General features: G+C 61.5%; 21 protein-coding genes. 8 read left to right on the top strand and 13 right to left on the bottom strand.

The features are described from left to right. Position 1 precedes the first annotated feature (1 nt). Positions 2 to 997, bottom strand: coding sequence for a transporter (locus EM858_RS07095; RefSeq protein WP_080817557.1), 996 nt, complete (start codon positions 995 to 997; stop codon positions 2 to 4). Positions 998 to 1,218: 221 nt separating this feature from the next. Here EM858_RS07095 and EM858_RS07090 point away from each other — a divergent pair, with 221 nt between their 5' ends. From EM858_RS07090 to EM858_RS07080, 3 genes are all read left to right on the top strand, one after another. Continuing rightward, the gene (locus EM858_RS07090; RefSeq protein WP_127756276.1) at positions 1,219 to 3,003 is read left to right on the top strand and encodes an acyl-CoA dehydrogenase; all 1,785 of its coding nucleotides are present in this window, start codon (positions 1,219 to 1,221) and stop codon (positions 3,001 to 3,003) included. Positions 3,004 to 3,013: 10 nt separating this feature from the next. Further along, positions 3,014 to 3,772 (top strand): crotonase/enoyl-CoA hydratase family protein, encoded by a 759-nt coding sequence (locus EM858_RS07085; RefSeq protein WP_127756275.1) that lies wholly within the window; start codon positions 3,014 to 3,016, stop codon positions 3,770 to 3,772. Between the two features lie 89 nt (positions 3,773 to 3,861). Further along, positions 3,862 to 4,185 (top strand): hypothetical protein, encoded by a 324-nt coding sequence (locus EM858_RS07080; RefSeq protein WP_127756274.1) that lies wholly within the window; start codon positions 3,862 to 3,864, stop codon positions 4,183 to 4,185. Here the strand turns inward: EM858_RS07080 and EM858_RS07075 are convergent, their stop codons facing one another. Both EM858_RS07075 and EM858_RS07070 read right to left on the bottom strand, forming a co-directional pair. Then, positions 4,186 to 5,436: a class I SAM-dependent RNA methyltransferase gene (locus EM858_RS07075; protein WP_127756273.1), complete on the bottom strand. Its 1,251-nt coding sequence runs from the start codon at positions 5,434 to 5,436 to the stop codon at positions 4,186 to 4,188. After that, positions 5,433 to 6,185, bottom strand: coding sequence for a TlyA family RNA methyltransferase (locus EM858_RS07070; RefSeq protein ID WP_127756272.1), 753 nt, complete (start codon positions 6,183 to 6,185; stop codon positions 5,433 to 5,435). Before EM858_RS07070 ends, EM858_RS07075 begins: the two co-directional genes overlap by 4 nt. Positions 6,186 to 6,453: 268 nt before the next feature. Here EM858_RS07070 and EM858_RS07065 point away from each other — a divergent pair, with 268 nt between their 5' ends. Next, positions 6,454 to 8,475, top strand: a complete 2,022-nt coding sequence (locus tag EM858_RS07065) for a methyl-accepting chemotaxis protein (RefSeq protein ID WP_127756271.1) — start codon at positions 6,454 to 6,456, stop codon at positions 8,473 to 8,475. A gap of 183 nt (positions 8,476 to 8,658) precedes the next feature. Here the strand turns inward: EM858_RS07065 and EM858_RS07060 are convergent, their stop codons facing one another. Then, on the bottom strand, positions 8,659 to 9,621 hold the full coding sequence (locus EM858_RS07060; RefSeq protein WP_127756270.1) for a nucleoside recognition domain-containing protein: 963 nt from the start codon (positions 9,619 to 9,621) through the stop codon (positions 8,659 to 8,661). Positions 9,622 to 9,740: 119 nt separating this feature from the next. Between EM858_RS07060 and EM858_RS07055 the strand changes: the two genes are divergently transcribed. Next, positions 9,741 to 10,193 carry an Lrp/AsnC family transcriptional regulator gene (locus EM858_RS07055; RefSeq protein WP_127756269.1) on the top strand — a complete coding sequence of 151 codons (453 nt, stop codon included), beginning with the start codon at positions 9,741 to 9,743 and terminating at the stop codon, positions 10,191 to 10,193. 76 nt (positions 10,194 to 10,269) lie between these two features. After that, on the top strand, positions 10,270 to 10,641 hold the full coding sequence (locus EM858_RS07050) for a nuclear transport factor 2 family protein (protein WP_127756268.1): 372 nt from the start codon (positions 10,270 to 10,272) through the stop codon (positions 10,639 to 10,641). Between the two features lie 42 nt (positions 10,642 to 10,683). Here EM858_RS07050 and EM858_RS07045 read toward each other — a convergent pair whose 3' ends face one another. After that, complete coding sequence (locus EM858_RS07045) at positions 10,684 to 10,992, bottom strand: putative quinol monooxygenase (protein ID WP_127756267.1); 309 nt, start codon at positions 10,990 to 10,992, stop codon at positions 10,684 to 10,686. Between the two features lie 5 nt (positions 10,993 to 10,997). Beyond that, a complete protein-coding gene (locus tag EM858_RS07040) occupies positions 10,998 to 11,792 on the bottom strand; it encodes a helix-turn-helix transcriptional regulator (RefSeq protein ID WP_127756266.1) in 795 nt (264 codons plus the stop codon). Positions 11,793 to 11,898: 106 nt separating this feature from the next. On the opposite strand from EM858_RS07040, the gene EM858_RS07035 reads away from it, so the two are divergent. Beyond that, on the top strand, positions 11,899 to 12,261 hold the full coding sequence (locus EM858_RS07035) for a nuclear transport factor 2 family protein (RefSeq protein WP_127756265.1): 363 nt from the start codon (positions 11,899 to 11,901) through the stop codon (positions 12,259 to 12,261). A 42-nt stretch (positions 12,262 to 12,303) separates the two neighbouring features. On the opposite strand, the gene dxs is transcribed toward EM858_RS07035, so the two are convergent. From dxs to EM858_RS07000, 7 genes are all read right to left on the bottom strand, one after another. Further along, positions 12,304 to 14,223: a 1-deoxy-D-xylulose-5-phosphate synthase gene (gene dxs, locus EM858_RS07030; protein ID WP_127756264.1), complete on the bottom strand. Its 1,920-nt coding sequence runs from the start codon at positions 14,221 to 14,223 to the stop codon at positions 12,304 to 12,306. Between the two features lie 99 nt (positions 14,224 to 14,322). After that, positions 14,323 to 15,246: a pirin family protein gene (locus EM858_RS07025; RefSeq protein ID WP_065115028.1), complete on the bottom strand. Its 924-nt coding sequence runs from the start codon at positions 15,244 to 15,246 to the stop codon at positions 14,323 to 14,325. 299 nt (positions 15,247 to 15,545) lie between these two features. After that, entirely contained in the window at positions 15,546 to 15,800 is a 255-nt protein-coding gene (locus EM858_RS07020) for an exodeoxyribonuclease VII small subunit (RefSeq protein ID WP_112289543.1), read from the bottom strand. Positions 15,801 to 15,802: 2 nt separating this feature from the next. Next, on the bottom strand, positions 15,803 to 16,738 hold the full coding sequence (locus tag EM858_RS07015) for a histone deacetylase family protein (RefSeq protein ID WP_127756263.1): 936 nt from the start codon (positions 16,736 to 16,738) through the stop codon (positions 15,803 to 15,805). A gap of 25 nt (positions 16,739 to 16,763) precedes the next feature. After that, the gene (locus tag EM858_RS07010) at positions 16,764 to 17,327 is read right to left on the bottom strand and encodes a biotin transporter BioY (protein ID WP_127756262.1); all 564 of its coding nucleotides are present in this window, start codon (positions 17,325 to 17,327) and stop codon (positions 16,764 to 16,766) included. Positions 17,328 to 17,332: 5 nt separating this feature from the next. Then, positions 17,333 to 17,965, bottom strand: coding sequence for an energy-coupling factor transporter transmembrane protein EcfT (locus tag EM858_RS07005; RefSeq protein WP_127756261.1), 633 nt, complete (start codon positions 17,963 to 17,965; stop codon positions 17,333 to 17,335). After that, positions 17,962 to 18,642 (bottom strand): ABC transporter ATP-binding protein, encoded by a 681-nt coding sequence (locus tag EM858_RS07000; protein ID WP_127756260.1) that lies wholly within the window; start codon positions 18,640 to 18,642, stop codon positions 17,962 to 17,964. Before EM858_RS07000 ends, EM858_RS07005 begins: the two co-directional genes overlap by 4 nt. Before the next feature lie 113 nt (positions 18,643 to 18,755). Between EM858_RS07000 and EM858_RS06995 the strand changes: the two genes are divergently transcribed. Then, the gene (locus tag EM858_RS06995; RefSeq protein ID WP_127756259.1) at positions 18,756 to 19,952 is read left to right on the top strand and encodes a winged helix-turn-helix domain-containing protein; all 1,197 of its coding nucleotides are present in this window, start codon (positions 18,756 to 18,758) and stop codon (positions 19,950 to 19,952) included. Positions 19,953 to 20,164: the final 212 nt, after the last annotated feature.

Genomic DNA, 20,164 nt, shown 5'->3' with positions numbered 1-20,164 from the left:
GTTACAGGATTCGCGCGCGCTTCAGCACGAACCAGGCGAGAGCAACCGAAATCGCGATGAAGATGCTGGCCGACAATGTGCCGCCCGTGCCGACGGTAAACGGCAGCTCATCCGTATTCATGCCGAAAAAGCCGGTGACCAGCGAGGGCGGCAGCAGGAATGCGGTCATCAACGAGAGGATATAAAGGTGCCGGTTGGTTTCCGACGAGAGTTTGGAATCGATTTCTTCATGCAGCAGCCTTGCCCGCTCCTGCAGGGCGTAGACGTCGTGGTCGACAGCCTCCAGACGGCCCATCAGGCGTGAGGCGACATCCTCGAAACCATTCGGCATCTCGTCATCATCGGCGGCCGAAGCCCGCCGCATCAGGGTCAGCACGGTGCGCAGATGCCGGTGCAGGCGAACCACCGTGCGGCGCAGCGGGGCAAGACGCCGCCGCTCATCACGGTTCTCGCTGTCATAGACCATATCCTCGATGGCGTTCAGCTCTTCCGTCGTCTCCATCACCAGATTGATGAGCGAGCGCTGGAATTCCGCCACCAGTCCCTCGAAGACATGCGACGGCGTGAGGTAACGGTTGGAGTTCTTGTCCACCGCCGCTTTCAGCCGGTCCACCGAATGCAGCGGCTGCAGGCGGGTGGTGATGATGAAGCGGTCGCTCACCGCAAAATGCAGCCAGCCGAAATCGCGCGTTTCCTTGTCGAATTCCCGCTGGAAATCGACAAGCGTGCCGTAAAGCGATTTTTCATCGACCACGATGGACGGATGTGTCTCATGGGTGGTGAGGCTTGCCCGCGCCGCTGGGTCGAGACCGTCGATGGTCTCGAGAAAACCCGCCACGCGCTGATCGGCGAGGTTGAGGTGCAACCAGAAGAACCCTTCGCACTCCGCCATTTCCTGAAAGCCGGCATCGGGCGCGAGCCGTCGGCAGGGGGCTGTACCGGGATGAAATTGATAGGCCCAGACAAGGCCGGGAATAACGGGCGTTACGAGATCCATCGTGGCAGTCCTGACCGGCTGGATGGGGAGGGGGGAGGCGTTCGTCGTTCCGGTGTGGGAGCGGCGGCGGCGAGGCGCCTTTCAGCGCATGCTGAGCAAATTCATATGACAGTTTTATAACAATCCCGCCGAAATGACGGGAATTTTCAAATTGACGTTTACGTAAAAATCATTTAGCCCGAAGGCAGTAGCAAGATGCCAGAGCTTCGGGAGGAGGCAGCATGTATAGCGCGCCGGTGGACGATATCGCCTTTACACTCAAACATGTAGCGGGTCTTGAAGACGCGCTGTCGACGGGTGCGCTGGGAGAGCTTGGGGAAGATCTGGTCGATGCCATTCTGCACGAAGCCGGCCGTTTCGCCACCGCAGAGGTCGCGCCGCTCGCCGACATTGGCGACCGCCAGGGCGCAAAGCTTGCCGACGGCAAGGTGACGACACCGGATGGCTGGGCCGATCTTTACCGCCGCTGGGCGCAAGCGGGCTGGAACAGCCTGACGGCGCCGGAAGAATTCGGCGGCCAGAACCTGCCGCATATGCTGAATGTCGCCGCACTCGAAATGTGGAATTCCGGCTCCATGGCCTTTGCGCTGGCGCCGACGTTGACGATGGGCGCGGTGGAAGCCCTTGTCGCCCACGGCAGCGATGACCTCAAGCGCACCTATCTGCCGAAACTCGTCTCCGGCGAATGGACAGGCACCATGAACCTCACCGAGCCGCATGCGGGTTCCGATCTTGGTGTCCTGAAGACCCGGGCGGAGCGCAATGGCGACGGCACCTATCGCATCTTCGGCCAGAAGATTTTCATCACCTGGGGCGAACATGACGCGGCGGACAATATCATCCACCTCGTTCTCGCCCGCCTGCCGGATGCGCCGGCCGGCACGCGCGGCATCTCGCTGTTCCTCGTCCCGAAATTCCTGCCCGATGAAAACGGCGCGCCGGGCAGCCGCAACGATCTGTTCTGCCATTCGCTGGAACACAAGCTCGGCATTCACGGCTCGCCCACCTGCACGATGATTTTCGGTGACGGTAAATTCGGGGAAGAGAAGGGCGCGCTCGGCTGGCTGATCGGCGAGGAGAACAAGGGTCTCGCCTGCATGTTCACCATGATGAACAACGCCCGCCTTGCCGTCGGCATGCAGGGTGTGGCGATCTGCGAAGCCGCGACCCAGAAGGCCATCGAATATGCCAGGGAGCGCACGCAGGGCAAGGCGCCCGGCTGGCAGGGCTCCGGCATGAGCCCGATTATCGAACACCCGGATATCGCCAGAACGCTTCTGACGATGAAGGCGCTGACGCAAGGATCGCGGGCGATTTCCTTCAGCTGCGCGCACGCCATCGACATGGCGCATGCGAGCGAAGACGCCCGGCAGCGCGCTCACTGGCAGGAGCGCGCTGCCCTTTTGACACCCATCGCCAAATCCTTCTCCACCGATGCCGGCGTCGATGTCGCCTCCATGGGCATTCAGGTGCATGGCGGTATGGGCTTCATCGAGGAAACCGGCGCGGCGCGTTATCTGCGCGATGCTCGCATCGCGCCGATCTATGAAGGCACCAACGGCATTCAGGCCATCGATCTGGTGCTGCGCAAGCTGCCGCTCTCCGATGGCGCGCAGGTGCGCGGTTTCATCGCCGAACTGCGTGAGATCGCCGCCCGGACAGCCGCGTCGAACCGCGACGATCTCGGCGAGACCGGCCGCTATCTCGAAGCAAGCCTCACCGATCTGGAAACGGCGACCGACTGGCTGCTGGATCGCATCAAGGCAGGCGAAACCGAAACCGCGCTCGCCGGCGCGACGCCCTATCAGCGCCTCTTCGGTCTGGCGCTCACCGGCGCCTATCTCGCCAAGGGCGCATTGGCCACCGCTGATGACGGCAGGGGCGGACATCGCGCAGCCCTTTGCCGTTTCGCAGCGGAAAATCTGCTTGCGGAAACGGCGGCGCTGAAGGATCGCGTTATCGCCGGCGCGGCAAGCCTTGCCGCCGCCCGCACCGTATTGGCTTGAGGAGTTTCAGATGTCGGACGAACACATTCTCGTCGAGCGCGTCGGCCATGCGCCGGAAGTCTTGACCATCCGCTTCAACCGGCCGGACAAGAAAAACGCCATCACCGATGCCATGTATCTGCGCATGGCAGACGCCCTGCATGCCGCCAATGCGGACCCGCAGATTCGCGTCGTCGCCTTTCTCGGCACGGAAGGCTGCTTCTCCGCCGGTAACGACATGGCCGATTTTCTGGCCTTCGCCATGTCGGGCGGCAAGGGCAAGCTTGCCGCGCTTGAGCTTCTGAAAGCGCTCGTCGCCTTCGAAAAGCCGATGGTATCCGGCGTCGACGGGCTCGCCATCGGCATCGGCACGACGCTGAACCTGCATTGCGACCTGACGGTCGCCTCCAGCCGCAGCCTGTTCAAGACCCCATTCGTGGATCTCGCTCTGGTGCCGGAAGCGGCCTCCAGCCTGCTCGTGCCGAAACTCATGGGACACCAGCGCGCCTTTGCGCTGCTTGCCATGGGCGAAGGTTTTACTGCTGAACAGGCGTTACAGGCCGGAATGATCTGGAAAGTCGTCGCCCCTGAACATGTGGAGAGCGAAACGCTGGCGCTCGCCACCCGGCTTGCGGCCAAACCGCAGCAGGCGCTGAAGATCGCCCGCGATCTGGTTCGCGGCAACCCGGACGATCTTCTCGCCCGCATCGAAGAGGAAGGCCGTCATTTCATCGCGCAACTGCAAAGCGCCGAGGCGCGCGCCGCCTTCGAGGCATTCATGCGTCGTTAAGCGTTCCGGCAGGAAGTCCTTGCGGTTAAGCAACCGGGCAATATGGGTTGGGTTAAATAATGCAACGTCATCGCCCGAAGGCTACCCGCATGCGTCACGTCGTTTTCGCCCTGTCCGTCTTCCTCTGCACCGCCACTGTCACCGAAGCGGCGGCGATAACGCGCCCTCCGGCTGCTTCCGCCGGCAATGTCATTCTGGCGCAATCCGTCATTACCGAAGACGATGGCTCGGATTATTATTCCGGCCGCAACCGCGACCGCCAGCGCCGCGCCCGTTTCGTCTGCGTCATCACCCCGCCGGAGAGCGCCAATCGCCGCCGGCCCTATGTCTGCCCCATCGAGCGAGGCCGCGTGGGCGGCGCCTGCCGCTGCTCGGGCGTGGTCGGTAACGGCACGGTCGATACGGCCTGGTGATTATTTCTCCAGCGTCGCCACCGCTTCCACATGCGGCGACCACAGGAACTGGTCGACCGGCGTGACGCGGGTGATGCGATAGCCGCCTTCCGTGAGAATGGTAAGATCGCGCGCGAGCGTCAGCGGATTGCAGCTCACCGCAACGATCTTCTTCACCGTGCTGCGGGCCAGTTCCTTGCACTGGAATTCCGCACCGGCGCGTGGCGGATCGAACACGACAGCATCGTAATTCTTCAGTTCGCTTGTCATCAGCGGCCGGCGGAAGAGGTCGCGTTTCTCGACGCTCACCGGCTTCAGGCCCTGTGTGTTGCGGGCGGCGAAGTCCAGGGCCTTCAGCGGCTTGTCTTCCGCTTCCACCGCATGCACCTTGCCGATGCGTGCGAGCCTCAGCGCGAAAGTGCCGGAACCGCAGAAGAGATCGGCAATACGCTTGGATTTACCGATATGGGCAAGCACCAGCTCGGCCATGGCGTCTTCCGCCTGTTTCGTCGCCTGCGTGAAACTGCCGGCCGGCGGGGAAACCGCAACGCCGCCGAATTCGATGATCGGCTTTTGCGGTTCGATCAGGATTTCCCCCGAGAGCGAGACACGGGCAATGCCGCGCATGGCAAGCACCGTTTCCGTGAGTGTGCGCCGCTGCTTGTCGCTGACCGACTTGATGCCCTCGACCGAAATATCGAGACCCGAGAGCGTTTCGAGAACGGTGATGCGGAACGGTTCGGCATTCGCCACCATGGAAAGCCCGATGGCGCGGATGGCATCCAGCCGCGAGACGATGCCGGGCGAGGTGACGGGACATTCCTCAATGGCGACGATGTGATGGCTGTTCGCCTGGCTGAAACCGAGCAGCAGGCCCTTTTCCGTCCTGCGGGCGGCGAACACCGCGCGGCGGCGCTCGCCGGGGCGACAGATGACGAGATCGTCGACCGGCGGCATCAGGCCTTTCGATTTCAGCGCCGAAACCACCAGCTCCCGCTTGTAGGCATGGTAAGGCTGATCGGAAAGATGTTGCAGCGAACAGCCGCCGCAGGTGCCGTTCTTGCCATCGGGACCGAAATGGCGGCAGGCCGGTTCACGGCGCTCCGGCGAGGCTTCGGCAATGGACATGACCGTGCCGTGATCCTTGACCTTGGCGATGGCGACCGTTTCGCCGGGCAGGGCGAAGGGCACATAGACCGGGCCGTCGGGACAGTGCGCGATGCCGTCGCCCTGCGCGCCGAGGCTCTTGATGGTGACGGTCTGTGTGCTCATGGCTTTTCGCCTCCGAGAAGAAATTCGATATTGCCGTCGCCGCCCGAAATCGGCGAGGGAATGAGGCCGAGGCTTTTCCAGCCCATGTCCTCGGTCAGCCAGCGCTCCAGTTCGGCAGCCACGGCAGGCGCCGTTTCCGGTTCTTTCAACAGCCCGGCCTTGCTGATGGCGTCGCGCCCCGCCTCGAATTGCGGCTTCACCAGCAGAACCCCCAGCGCGCCCGCTTCCGCAAGCTCGAGTGCCGGCGCAAGCGCGAGCTTCAGCGAAATGAAGGACACGTCGGAGACGATGAAGCCGATGGGCCGGTCATCGATATCTTCCGTCGTCAGGAAACGCGCATTCAGCCCTTCCAGATTGGTCACGCGCGGATCGTTCTCGATCCTCGCATGCATCTGCCCGTGGCCGACATCGATGGCGGTGACGTGTTTGGCGCCGCGCTCCAGCAGCACCTCGGTGAAACCGCCGGTCGAAGCGCCGACATCGATACAGTCATGGCCCGATGGGTCGAGCCGGAAATGATCGAGCGCGGCCACGAGCTTCAGCGCTGCGCGCGAAACATAGGCCTGCGCGGGATCGCTGATGGCGATTTCGGCGTCGCCGGCGACGGTCTGGCTCGGTTTAGTGACGATTTTGCCGTTGACGCTCACGGTGCCGCGCGCAACCGCGTCGCGCGCACGCGAGCGGCTGGCGAAGTGGCCGAGCGACACGAGAAGCTGGTCAAGCCGTTCATTTTCAGATGTTTTGGACATGGTCCCGTGTCAATGACCGCCAAACCCCGCCGATGCAAGCGATTTATCGCTGAAACGGGCCGGCGATGCCCGCTGTCGCCCATTGATGTTGCACCGCAAAGTCAGAATGTTCGATTAATCCAATATAAAGGCTTGTATTGCACTTTGTGCACAAGGCCCGTGCGGCCACCGGAACCTGCCATGACGGCATCTCCTCCCATCCACAAAATTGCGGCCGTTGCAGCGCAGACGCTTGCTTCGAGGCATCGGGTCGCCGAGAGAGTTTGCGATGTCGCTTAAAAACCTCCCCATCAATCTGAAGCTCATAGCCACCTTCTGTGCCTTGATGAGCGTGTGCCTGCTCGCTTCTGCGGTCGTATTCTGGCAGACGCTGGGGAGCGAGCGTGTCACGATCGAAAACAACCGCACGAAGGATATCATCCAGGCCGTGGATGGCGCGACGGCCGCCATGCTGGAACAGGCCGTCAACCAGCGCGGCTTCCTGCTGTTTCGCAGCGACAGCACCTATAATGACGTCTTCGCCCAGCGCGACCTGATGCTGAAGAAGCTGGACGAAGCCCGCGCGCTGGCTGTCGGCCGGCCGGACATTCTCACATCCATCGACGACATGCAGAAATCCGCCACCGTATTCTTCAAGGAACTGGCGGAACCGCAGATCGCCGCACGCAAGACGACCGAAGCGCCGATTTCCGAAATCATCGAGATCGGCCGCAATCAGGCCAAGGGCCAGCTCGATGGCTTCCGCGCCTCCGCCGCCAAGATCAAGGAACAGTTGAACGGCCTGTCCGCCGCTTACGCGGCAGAACAGCAGGCAGCCGCACTGAACCTCAAATATGCGCTTCTGGGTGGCGGTGCCGTTGCCGGTCTTCTGGCCGTTGCCCTCATCTGGGCGCTGTCGCGCTCCATCGTCACGCCCATCGTCGGCATGACGGCGGCGATGAGCCGGCTCGCCGATGGCGATCTGACAACGGAAGTTCCAGCCACGGATCGTGGCGACGAAGTCGGCAAGATGGCGAAGGCCGTTCTGGTCTTCAAGGAAGCCGGGCTGGAAAAATCCCGCCTTGCCGGCGAGACCGACCGCATGCGCTCCGCGACGGAGGCTGAACGCCGCCGCAACGAGGAAGAAAAGGCCAAGGATGAAGCCGCCAGCGCTTTTGCCAGCGCCGAGCTTGGCAAGGGCCTTGCCGCTCTTGCGGATGGCGATCTCTCCTATCGCATCGAGACGCCTTTTGCGCCCGCCATCGATCCGGTTCGCGTGAATTTCAACAGCGCCGTCGAAAAACTTCAGCAGGCGCTGCGCACCGTCGGTGAGAACGCCGCCGCGATCAATGCCGGTGCTTCGGAAATGCTCTCCGCCGCAGACGACCTGTCGCGCCGCACCGAGCAGCAGGCTGCCTCAATCGAAGAAACCGCCGCAGCGCTGGAAGAAGTCACCACCACGGTGCGCGATAGCGCCCGCGGCGCGGAAGATGCCGGCAATCTGGTCCAGCGCGCCCGCGCCGGTGCGGAAAAGTCCGGCGTGGTGGTCCGCAAGGCGGTCGCCGCCATGCGCGAAATCGAGAAGTCCTCGGGCGAAATCGGCAACATCATCGGTGTCATCGACGATATCGCCTTCCAGACCAACCTGCTGGCGCTGAACGCCGGCGTTGAAGCCGCCCGCGCCGGTGATGCCGGCAAGGGCTTTGCAGTGGTTGCTCAGGAAGTCCGTGAGCTTGCCCAGCGTTCCGCCAATGCCGCCAAGGAAATCAAGACGCTGATCGGCGCTTCCAGCCAGCAGGTGGAAAACGGCGTCAATCTGGTCGACGAGACGGGTAAGGCTCTGGAACTCATCGTGGCGGAAGTCGAGGAGATCAATGCCCATGTCAGCGCCATCGTCGTCGCTTCCCGCGAACAGGCGACCGGCCTGCAGGAAATCAACACGGCGGTAAACACCATGGATCAGGGCACGCAGCAGAATGCCGCCATGGTGGAACAGCAGACCGCCGCCAGCCATTCGCTGGCCCGCGAAGCGGAAGCGCTGAACAGCCTGCTCGGCCAGTTCAGAATGGATGGCGCACGCGCTGCCGTTGCGAGTGCCGGCGGCTATTCCGCGCCGCGCCAGTCTTCCGCCAGACCCGCCTTCCAGCCCGCGCCGGCCGCACCGGCCCGCAAGGCTCCGGTAAAATCGGCCTCCGCAACCGCAAGGCCTGTCGCCTCGCCGGCCCGTGCGCTTGGCCAGAGCCTCGCCCGCGCCTTCGGTGGTGCTGCGGAAGCACCGGCTGCCAAGGATCAGGACTGGACAGAGTTCTGAGCCGGGCTTTCAGATTTAACCTGTGGATTGGGGGCCGAAAGGCCCCCTTTTTGCATCGGCTTTTCAGATTGGGAACGCCGCTTAGAGTTTTTTCGCTTTTCTTCGAATCGCGAAAACACTCCAACTCTTTGTTTTGGCGCATTTCCTTACGGAAAACCGGGGTCCACTTTTCCTGGAAATGCTCTATGTGCCCTGTAGCCGGAACATCCGCGCAAAGAACAGCTCATCCGACAGACGGTGAAGCAGGGCGGCAATGCCGGCGGTCGCGGCAATGGCGAAAACAAGTCGCCCGGCCAGAACGCCATAGACATCCGCGCCAAGCGACATCACCACGAGCGTGTCTTCGATCACGCTATGGGCAAAACCCATGAACACGCAGGACAGAAACACCTGACGCGGCGAGATCGTCCCCGATTGCGCCTCGCGGATCAGGAAGCCGGCGCCGTAGGAAATGCCGAGAAACAAGCCGATGGTGGTGAGGTGTTCGGCCTCGCCGCGAATGCCCGCAAGACGCAGCAGGGGCGAGAGCGCTTTCATCATCAGCGCCAGAAGGCCGGTCAGCCTGAGGATTTCAAGGCAAAGGGAAAGTGCCAGGAGGATGATGAGCATCCAGACCATGGTTTCCCCGAGGCCGAGGAAATAGGCGGTCCATTCAGGCGTGGAGCCCATCGCAATCCAGGCGGGGTTTACCGGCGCGGACAGCCATCCCATCGCCTCCAGAACTTGATGCAGCATGAAGGCATACAGCAATCCGCCGCCGACGCGCAGCGCCGTGGTGACGATCATGCCCGGTCCCGCTCTTTCAATGATCTTCTGTTCGATGGGCAGGCCATGGGCGAACAGGATGAGTGCCGAAAAAACGGTGATATCCGCAACGGTCAGAGCGGATGAGGGCACAAGCGTGAAGATGAGCGGCACCGCACCCCATATGCCGACCAGCATCGCGGTCAGCCAGGCAAGACCAAGCTCCGGCGGCAGCCCGATGAGGTTCATGACCGGCGCAAAGGCAGGCGCCACCGCCTCGATCGCGCCCATCCTCGACAACAGCTCGGTCAGAATGGCGATGGGAACCGTGATCCGCACAAGCACCCAGTAGATTGCAAACGTTTCCCGCGTTTTTTGCCAGACGGGCAGGAAAAGTGACATGTGAGACTCCCTGAAGGTTGTTCCCATTCACTAATCCCGGCCCCTTCGCATTTGCGGTCAAAAATTGCAATTTCATGCAATTTTATTGCAAATCCAATGGCGGGCGATATGCTGCCGGCATGGATCGGATCGACCGGAAACTTCTGAACCTTTTGCAGAACGATGCGTCGCGCACCAATGTGGATATGGCCGATGAAGTCGGGCTGTCTCCATCCAGTTGCCTGCGCCGTCTGCAGCGGCTGCATAAGTCTGGCGTGATCGACCGCATCGTGGCGATCCTCAACCCCGCGAAGGCGGGGCGCGTGATCAAGGCTCTGGTGACGGTGGAGCTGAAATTGCACGGCGAGCAGCATATGCGCCGCTTTCTGGATATTGCGAGTGCCGAAGAGGCCGTATCGCAGGCCTATGCCGTGACAGGCGCAAGCGATGTCGTGCTGATGTTGCGCCTGCGGGATATGGAAGAATTCGACGCCCTGTGCGACAGGCTCTTCCGGGATCAGCACAATGTGGCGCGCTTTGTCACCATGGTCGTCATCAAGACGGCGAAAGAGGAAACGGCTATCAGGCTTTAACCGGAGCCCTTCAATGCAGGACATTCACTCGTCCAGGAATCCATTTCGCCACGACGTTTTTTTGAAGAGGTGCGTTTTGAATAGTGAAATCGAACTGCCGGTACAAAAGCAGCTTGAGGCCTATAATGCCCGTGACATCGATGCCTTCATGCTCTGGTGGGCGGATGATTGCCAGTATTACGCTTTCCCGGCGACGCTTCTGGCAGGAAGCGCGGCAGAGATTCGGGAGCGTCATATCCAGCGCTTCAAGGAACCGGATCTTTACGGGAAACTGCTGAAGCGCATTGTCGTTGGCAATGTCGTCATCGACCATGAAACGGTCACCCGAAACTTTCCGGAAGGAAAGGGAGAGGTCGACGTTGCCTGCATCTATGAAGTTGAGAACGGCAGGATCGCCAAGGCCTGGTTCAAAATCGGCGAGCCGCGGATATTGTCGCGAAAATCCTAGCGCGCGCAAAGGGTGGGTGCGCGGCTTCCATCGTCCATGTCGCTATGCAGCGTGATCGGCCCGCATGGGATGCCAGACGGAGATATCCCGTGGGGCTTCCAGAAGCTCGGGCAGGGCATCATGCCATGCCTGACGATAGGGGCGATGAATCTGGACATCGAGCACGTCCTGATGGTCGCTCCAGGTCTCATGCAGCAGGAAGCGGTTCTCGTCTTCAACGTCCCGATGCAGGGTGGCATTCACGAAGGTCTTTTCGTGCCGCATGGCGTCGAGAAGCGCATTCAGCAATTCAAGAAAGCGCTCGCGCTGGCCGTCGCGGACCTGGAAGCCGATGAGATAGGTGGTGTGCACGGGTCTTACTCCTTTGTGCCTGGCATCAGGGCGGCACGGGTTGCCGCATCGGCGGGGTAGAAACATTCCAGCACCAGTTCGGACAGCGTGACATCGGTTGCGGTTCCGAAAACCGTGGTGGTGGAGATGAAGCTCAGAACGGCGCCCGAGGCCGGATCGCGCAGTTGCAGCGGTATGGCCAGTGGATCGGCCCCGGCGGCATGGGGCGAGGCCTTCGCCGCAGGGTAGGCCGAAAGCTCCGCATGCAAGTGGCAAAGCACCTCGTCTCCCGTTTCCTCGACCTGACGGCGCAGGCGCTCCAGCAGGTGATGCCGCCATTCGGCAAGATTGACGATGCGCGAACTCAAGCCCTGCGGATGCAGGCTGAGCCTCAGTGCGTTGAGCGGCGGGCGAAGCAACTCTTCGGAAACACCGGCCAGAAGCGGCGTGATCGCCTCATTGGCGAGAACGACGTTCCAGTGCCGGTCGACGGCAAGGGCGGGGAAGGGCATGTGGCCCTGGACCACGGTTTCGACGGCCTGCCGGGCCGCCGCCATGTCGGGCGCATCCAGCGGTCGTTCGGAATGAACAGGCGCATAACCCGCCGCCAGCATCAGCCGGTTGGCGGCGCGGGCGGGCATGGAAAGCTGCTCCGCCAGTTTCGCGAGCATCTCGCGGCTGGGGGATGAACGCCCGCTTTCCACAAAGCTCAGATGCCGCGCCGATATGTCCGCCTCTATCGCCAGATCGAGCTGGCTCAACCTGCGGCGGGCACGCCATTCCTTCAGCACCTGGCCGACATGTTCTCGATGATGTGTCATGCCCGCAGCCTAGCAGAACATATCGGCAATGCGATTACCTCCAAGGTAATTGTTCCGCTTCCCGACCGCCGGCATGTTTGGGCCGTCAACCAGAAGGAGCGCAATCATGACGCAACATCTCACAATCGCCCAGACCTATCTCGCAGCCTGGAACGAAGAGGACAATGAACGCCGCAGGCATCTCGTCGGGCAGGCATGGGCAGAAAATACGCGCTACGTCGATCCGCTGATGCAGGGCGAAGGCCAGCAGGGGATTGCCGCGATGATTGAGGCGGCGCGGCAGAAATTTCCGGGATATCGCTTCGTTCTTGCCGGCACTCCGGATGGTCACGGCAACTTCACCCGTTTCTCATGGCGTCTCATTTCGCCTGATGGGGATGATATTGCGGGTGGTACCGATGTAGTCAGCCTGAATGCCGAGGGGCGGATCGAAAATGTCGTCGGTTTTCTTGATGGCGCGGCATCCTGAGAAAGAGGCGGGATGGTCCCGCCTCCTGTCCCGGCAATCTCGTCAGCCGGCGAAACCGACGCCGGCCTGACGCTGGCCGAGCGCATTAAACACGGTGGAAACGATGCCGGCCCGGTCAAGGCCGGCATTGGCATACATGGTTTCGGGTTTGGCCTGCTCCACCCACTGGTCGGGCAGGGTCAGGGTCCGGACCTTGGGGCCATGGTCGAGCAGGCCGGCGCTGGCCATGAAATGCAGCACATGCGCGCCGAAACCGCCGAGAGAGCCTTCTTCGATGGTCACCAGAACCTCGTGATGGCTGGCCAGCTGGCGGATAAGGTCGAGATCGAGCGGCTTGGCGAAGCGCGCGTCGGCAACCGTGGTGGAAAGGCCGGCCGCTTCAAGGTCTTCGGCCGCCGCCAGGCATTCAGCCAGCCGCGTACCGAAGGAGAGCAGCGCAACCTTGGTGCCTTCCTTGATGATGCGACCCTTGCCGATCTGGAGGATCTCACCACGCGCGGGCATCTCGACGCCCACGCCTTCACCGCGCGGGTAACGGAAGGAAATCGGGCCTTCATCATAGGCCGCTGCCGTGCGGACCATATGTTTCAGCTCCGCCTCGTCGGCCGCCGCCATCACCACCATGCCCGGCAGGGTGGCGAGGAAAGTCGTGTCGAAGGAACCGGCATGGGTCGGCCCGTCAGCACCGACGAAACCGGCGCGGTCGATGGGGAAACGCACGGGCAGGCTCTGGATGGCCACATCATGCACCAGCTGGTCGTAACCGCGTTGCAGGAAGGTGGAATAAAGCGCGCAGAACGGCTTGTAACCGTCAGCCGCAAGCCCCGCCGCAAAGGTGACGGCATGCTGCTCGGCAATGCCGACATCGAAGGTGCGAGACGGGAAAAGCTCGGCCATCTTGTCGAGGCCCGTGCCATTCGGCATGGCGGCCGTCACACCAATGATCTTTTCGTCGAGCGTCGCTTCCTGGATCAGGGCTTCGGCAAAGACGCTGGTATAGCTCGGCGCATTCGGCTTGGCTTTCGCCTGCGCGCCGGTGATGACGTCAAACTTGTTGACGCCATGATATTTGTCGGCTGCGGCTTCCGCCGGCGCATAACCCTTGCCCTTCTGCGTCACCACATGGATGAGGACGGGGCCTTTCTGGTTGTCGCGCACATTGCGCAGCACCGGCAGGAGGTGATCGAAGGAATGACCGTCGATCGGGCCGATATGATAGAAACCTAGCTCCTCGAACAGCGTGCCGCCGGTCACGTAACCGCGCGCATGGGTCACGGCGCGGGTAATGGCGCGGTCGATGGTCTTGCCGAGATAGGCCGTCAGTTTCTTGCCGAAATCGCGGAAGCCCATATAGGTGCGGCCGGAGGCGAGGCGTGCCAGATAGGCGCTCATCGCGCCCGTCGGCGGCGCAATCGACATGTCGTTGTCGTTGAGGATGACGATCAGCCGCGCATCAAGCGCGCCGGCATTGTTCAGTGCCTCAAACGCCATGCCCGCCGACATCGAGCCGTCGCCGATGATGGCTACGACCTTGCGGTCGCTGCCATCAAGACCCGCCGCCACCGCCATGCCGAGACCGGCGGAAATGGAGGTGGAGGAATGGCCGGCGCCGAAATCATCATATTCGCTTTCGGCCCGCCGGGTGAAACCGGAAAGCCCGTCTTCCTGCCGCAGCGTGCGGATGCGATCACGCCGGCCGGTGAGAATCTTGTGCGGATAACATTGATGGCCGACATCGAAGATCAGCCGGTCCTCGGGCGTGTTGAACACCTTGTGGATGGCAATCGTCAGTTCCACCACGCCAAGGCCGGCACCCAGATGGCCACCGGTCTTCGACACGGCGTCAATCATCTCGTCGCGCAGTTCCCTTGCCAGTTCCGGCAGGTCGCGATCGTCGATCTCCTTGAGATCGGAGGGAAAATTCACCCGGTCGAGCAATGGTGTCTGTGGCATTCCGGTCAATCGTTCGGCCTTTTCTTGTCGTCAGCAGGGCGTGCCAGAGCGTCTTTCATGTCGAAAGCCGACGGTGCAGCCCTGCATGTCGTACACTTCTATAGAATTTCAACCTTCCGGCAAAGGGACAAACTCTTCTTCGTCGCCGGGAACGATGTCGAAGCGTCCGGTTCTCCACTCCTGTTTGGCCTGCTCTATGCGTTCTTTTGATGACGAAACAAAGTTCCACCAGATGTAACGGCGCTCATTCAGCGCCGCCCCGCCAAAGATCATGATGTGACAGCCATTGCTGCCGGCCTGCAGCGTGATGTCGTCGCCGGGCCGGAAGACGAGCAGTTGATCGGCGGCGAAGATATCGCCAGCCACATCCAGCGAACCGGACAGAATATAGATCGCCCGCTCCTCATGATCGGCGGAGAAGGGGAATTTTACCCCCGGCTCCAGCGACAGGTCGACATAAAGCGTATCGGTAAAGGACGAAACCGGGGAGGTGAGGCCTTCGAATTCGCCGATTACCACCCGGCCTGTCGCACCCTTGAGGTCGATCAGCGGCATGTCTTCCTTCGCCGTGTGGGCAAAGGCGGGGGCGATTTCTTCCATATGGTCTGGCAGGGCAAGCCAGGTCTGCAGGCCAGACATGGAAAGCGGATGGCCACGCAGGTTTTCCGGCGTGCGTTCCGAATGCACGATGCCACGCCCGGCCGTCATCAGATTGATGTCGCCGGGGCGAATGACGAGTTCGGTGCCGAGACTGTCCCGGTGCTTGATTTCGCCGTCGAACAGATAGGTAACGGTGGAGAGCCCGATATGCGGATGCGGCTTGACATCGAGCGCCTCGCCCGCCTTCAGGATCGCCGGGCCCATGCGATCGAAAAAGATGAACGGCCCCACAAGCCGCCGCTGCCGGGTCGGCAGGGCGCGGCGCACGGCAAAGCCGCCAATATCACTGGTTCGGGGAATGATCAGGTTTTCGATGGCGTCGCAGGCAAAAGCATCACCCGCGACGGGATCGTTGCCGGGAAAGAAGGACATCGCAAGCTCCTCGTATCGTCTGGCGGGAGTTTAGCATAACCGAGCGGGAGGGGAGCATCGCGATATCGAACGCAGCGTCAACGATCCTTGTTAACACGACATTGTGAGAACACCTTACGGCCGGGGAAAGTTTTCAAACCTCTCCTCCGTCATCCTCGGGCTTGTCCCGAGGATCTAAACACGTCAAGAAAATCAATGCATTGTAGATCCTCGGGACAAGCCCGAGGATGACGTCGAGTGTTTGAATCGGGAGGTGGCTACCTTATCGAATCATGGCCAAACGCTCCCGCTAAACGCAGTCATTCCCCGTCGAGCGGCTCCACACCCTGCGGCTTGCCCGCACGATCGAGGCGGATTTTCTCGATTCGCTTTTCGGCAGCGTTCAACAGCGTCTCGCAGTGTTTCTTCAGGGCTTCGCCGCGCTCATAGATGGCGATTGATTCGTCCAGCGCCACGTCTCCGCGTTCCAGGCGTGCGACAATGCTTTCCAGCTCGGCGACGGCCTTTTCGAAGGAATAACCGCTTATATCGGCTGTGTTGGCATTTTCCGTCATGTTCAACCCTTCATCATTCTCAAAATATGCATGGCTGCCGATTCCGCCAGCCCTTCCAGATCATAACCACCTTCAAGCAGGCTGACGACCCGGTTCGATGCGTATTTGTCGGCCATTTCCAGAAGCCGGCCCGTGGCCCAGTCGAAATCCTCTCCCACCAGATTGATCTGCGCCAGCGGATCGCGGTGATGCGCGTCAAAACCGGCGGAGATGAGGATGAGATCAGGCGAAAAATCGGCAATCGCCGGCAGCACGCGGGATTTGAAGGCCTCGCGAAAATGATCGCTGCCAGTGTTGGGCGAAAGCGGGGCGTTGACGATATTGTTCTTCGCGCCGGTTTCGTTTTTATCGCCGCTCCACGGGTAAAGCGGCATCTGGTGGGTGGAACAGAACAGCACTGATGTGTCGTTCCAGAAGATATCCTGCGTGCCGTTGCCGTGATGCACGTCCCAGTCGATGATGGCGATACGTTCTGCGCCATGTTTTTTCTGAGCATGGCGGGCAGCGATGGCCACATTGTTGAAAAGACAGAAACCCATGGCCTTGGCGGTTTCCGCATGGTGGCCGGGCGGGCGGGCGGCGACGAAGACATTGTCGGCAGCGCCGGTAAACACGTCATCCACCGCAGCCATGGCCGCACCGATGCCGGTCAGCGCCGCCTGCAGGCTTTTGGGTGAGGCATAGGTATCCGCCTCGATGCGGTTGATCTCGCCATCCTCTTGCGGGATCTGCCGAATGACGGCAAGCAGATGCTCTTCAGGATGCGCCAGCAGCACTGCATCCTCATTGGCCTGCGGCGCTTCCTTCCGTTCCAGCCGCTCGAAATTCGGATGTTCGAGTGCGATGTTCAGCGACCGCAGGCGGTCCGGCCGCTCGGGGTGGCCGGGAGGCGTGATATGCTCCAGGAAGATCGGGTGTTCGTATAAACGCGTCGCCATGCTTTTCCTCCCGAAGAAAGTCTGTTCAGGCGCGCTGCGGCAGAAGCGGATAACCGGCCATCACGGCACGGCCGGCCAGTGCGGCAAGAACGGCCTTCAGCGCATCGCCGGGAACGAAGGCGAGCGAACCCATGAAGGCCTTTTCGAAACCAAGCCCGACGACCAGCGCCAGATAGGTGATGCCGAAAGCATAAAGCACCACCACGCCGCCGATGAGGCTGGCGACGAAGAAGCCAATACCCTGCGCCAGAGCGGACTGGCTGCGATTGACGAGTTTTTCCGAGAGCGTGCCGGTGACGAAGACAGCTGCGATCCAGCCGATCAGGAAGCCCGTCGTCGGCGTGGTGAAAATCGAAAGACCACCGCGTCCGCCCGACAGGACCGGCAGGCCGATGGCGGCAATCAGGATCGTCAGCAGCACCGCGAGCGTGCCGCGCTTCGCACCCAGCACGACGCCGGCCAGCATGACGCCGAGCGATTGCGCAGTGATCGGCACGGGAACGAAACCGAGCGTGATCGGCGGCAGAAGCCCAAGTGCGATGATGATGGCGGAAAACAGCGAAATCAGCACAAGGTCGCGGGTCGTCATGGCGCTCAAAACTCCGGATGGTTATCTGGCGCCAAGCTTTGGCCTCTGAAACCGCGCGCGTCAATGGCGTCGGCAATGGCATCGGCATCCTTCAACGTCATAATGACGAGTGGCACGATGATGGTCGCCATCCGCACGGGCAGGCCACGCGCCCGGTGGGCATCGCGCACCGCATGATACCGGTTGACGATCTCAGGCACGAACCGCACGACGAGCCCGACCGCAAGCCCGATATCGGCAGCCTTGACCAGCCGGAGCCTTTCGAGAGGGGCGGCGGCAAGCGTGATCTCATCCATGAACTGCGAGATGCTGACGGTGATGGTGACGGCGGTGGCAAGCAGCGCCAGCGCCGTCAGCCGCAAAAGATTGACTGTCGCATCATGGGCCGGGAGCAAAAGATAGCTGAAGGCCGCGACGAGGAAAATGGTCAGCATCACCGGCCGCAGCCGCAGGCCGATCTCCCGCAAGGATAGCCGCGTCTCGCGCAGGATGGCGGCGGCGAGAACCACGGCGCATCCCAGCAACAACAGATCGCGGGTAATGAACAGTGCGATGCTGAAGACCATCAGCGTCAGGAGCTTGAGGCGCGGCGAGACGCGGTAGAGCCAGCCCGTGCCTTCAACGTGCAGCGATTTCATTGCACCACCGCCGCTAGATATTGCGCCACGGCCTCGTCAGGCGCGGCGTCCGCAATCAGCGCGCCGTCGTGGAAAACCAGCACACGGTCGAAGCCTTCAAGCAGCGGCAGATCATGGGTGATGACGATGAGCGACTGCGACAGCGTCGCCATGGTCTTTTCCACGACAGCCCGGTTTTTGAGATCAAGCTGGTTGGTCGGTTCGTCGAGAATAAGGATGTGCGGTGCGGTAACCAGAAGCGCGGCCAGCGCCGCAAGCTGCAGCTCCCCGCCGGAAAGCTCATGCGCGCGCCGTTCTTCAAGATGGGAAATGCCAAGCCGGGCAAGAACGGCTTTCACCCGGGCTTCGGTTTCCGCCTTGCCGAGACCGAGCCGTTTCAGCCCGAAGGCGACATCGTCGCGCACGATCGGCAGGATGATCTGGTTCTGCGGATTCTGGAAGATGAAACCGACCGTCTGCAAGACCGCCTTGGCGTCCCTCACGGTGTCGAGACCGTTCACCGCAACCTTGCCCTCGCTCGGCTTGTTCAACCCGTTGATCAGCCGCGCAAAGGTGGTCTTGCCGGAACCATTAAGGCCGATCACGCCGATACGCCGTTCCGTCAATGTCAGAGACAGCGGCTGCAGGGCCTGCCGGCCCTCGAAAGCGACACCGGCGGCGTCGAAACGGATTTCCAAGCTTACATCCTCGCGCTCGTTTTCCGGTTCTATACCCCGTCATCAACAGAAGTGAAACAAGGAACAAAAAAAGAACATTGCAATCCTGAAAAAGCCGTCATACCTTCTGCTCCATGGTGATCAAGGTTTCAAACGAAGCGGCAAGACGAATTTTTCTGGCGCGGCAGGGGCTCTCCTCGCCGCCCGGCAAGGCGCTTTCCAAGAGCGACCTGCTGCAGCTGATAACCGATATCGGTTTTGTGCAGGTGGACAGCATCGGCACGGTGGAGCGCGCCCACCATCAGATTATTTTCTCCCGCAACCAGACCTACAGGCGGGACCATCTGACCACGCTTTTGGAAAAGGACCGCGCGCTGTTCGAGCACTGGACACATGACGCTTCCATCGTGCCGACGGAATTTTATCCCTATTGGAAGCATCGTTTCCGCCGCCGCGAGCCGATCATTCAGGAGCGCTGGCGCAAATGGCACGGCGAGGGTTTCGACGCCGCTTTCGGTGAAACGCTGGAGCGCATTGCGGCAACCGGCCCGGTTCTTGCGCGGGAGCTGAAGGAAGAGGGGCACCAGTCCGGCGGCTGGTGGAACTGGCATCCTTCCAAGACCGCGCTCGAATATCTCTGGCACACCGGCAAGCTGGCGATTGCCGGCCGGGTGAATTTCCAGAAGGTCTATGACCTCGCCGAACGGGTCATTCCCGGCGAGCATCACGAAACCGAGGTGGAGCATGCGGAATTTGTCGACTGGGCCTGCCGCGAAGCACTGAAGCGGCTGGGTTTCGCCACCCACGGCGAAATCGCCGCCTTTTTCGATCTCGTTACCCCGCAGGAGGCGAGGGACTGGGTCAAAAGCCATCGCGATGAACTCTGTGAGGTTTCGCTTCTTGCAAGTGACGGCGACACTGCCCGCCCGTCCTATGCCTTTGCCGGTTTCACCGCCGACCTGACCGACGTGCCGGAACCCTCATCGCGCGTCCGCGTCCTCAGCCCCTTCGATCCGCTGTTGCGTGACCGCAACCGCACGGAGCGGCTGTTCGGCTTCTATTACCGCATCGAGGTCTTCGTGCCGGAGCCGAAAAGACAATATGGCTATTATGTCTTCCCGCTTCTGGAGGGCGACCGCGTGATCGGTCGTATCGACATGAAGGCGGATCGCAAGCGCAGCACGCTGGATGTTCGGCGCCTGTGGCTGGAACCGGGCGTGCGTGCCTCGGCGGGTAGGCTGGAGAAGCTTGACGCCGAACTGGCGCGGCTCGCGAAATTTACGGGTGTTGAGAGCGTGAATTATCTGGAGGGCTGGCGGGAGGAAAGCTGAGGTCGGTCGCTCAAGGATATTTTTGAGACGGCTTCGCCCCATGCGAATATCGCCCTCAATGAAGCAGGGCGTCGCCACCCATTTCTTCTCCCCGCCGGGGAGAAGGTGGCCCGAAGGGTCGGATGAGGGGCAAGCTCTCCGAAATCCGGCAAGGGCGCCCCCTCATCCCGCTGCCGCGGACTTCTCCCCCTCGGGGAGAAGAAACAAGGGGC

It is taken from the genome of Agrobacterium sp. CNPSo 2736 (assembly GCF_004005385.1).
Taxonomy (GTDB): Bacteria; Pseudomonadota; Alphaproteobacteria; order Rhizobiales; family Rhizobiaceae; genus Agrobacterium; species Agrobacterium leguminum.
Note: the sequence above shows the minus strand (reverse complement) of the source record. Positions and strands in the feature narration are given on the sequence as shown.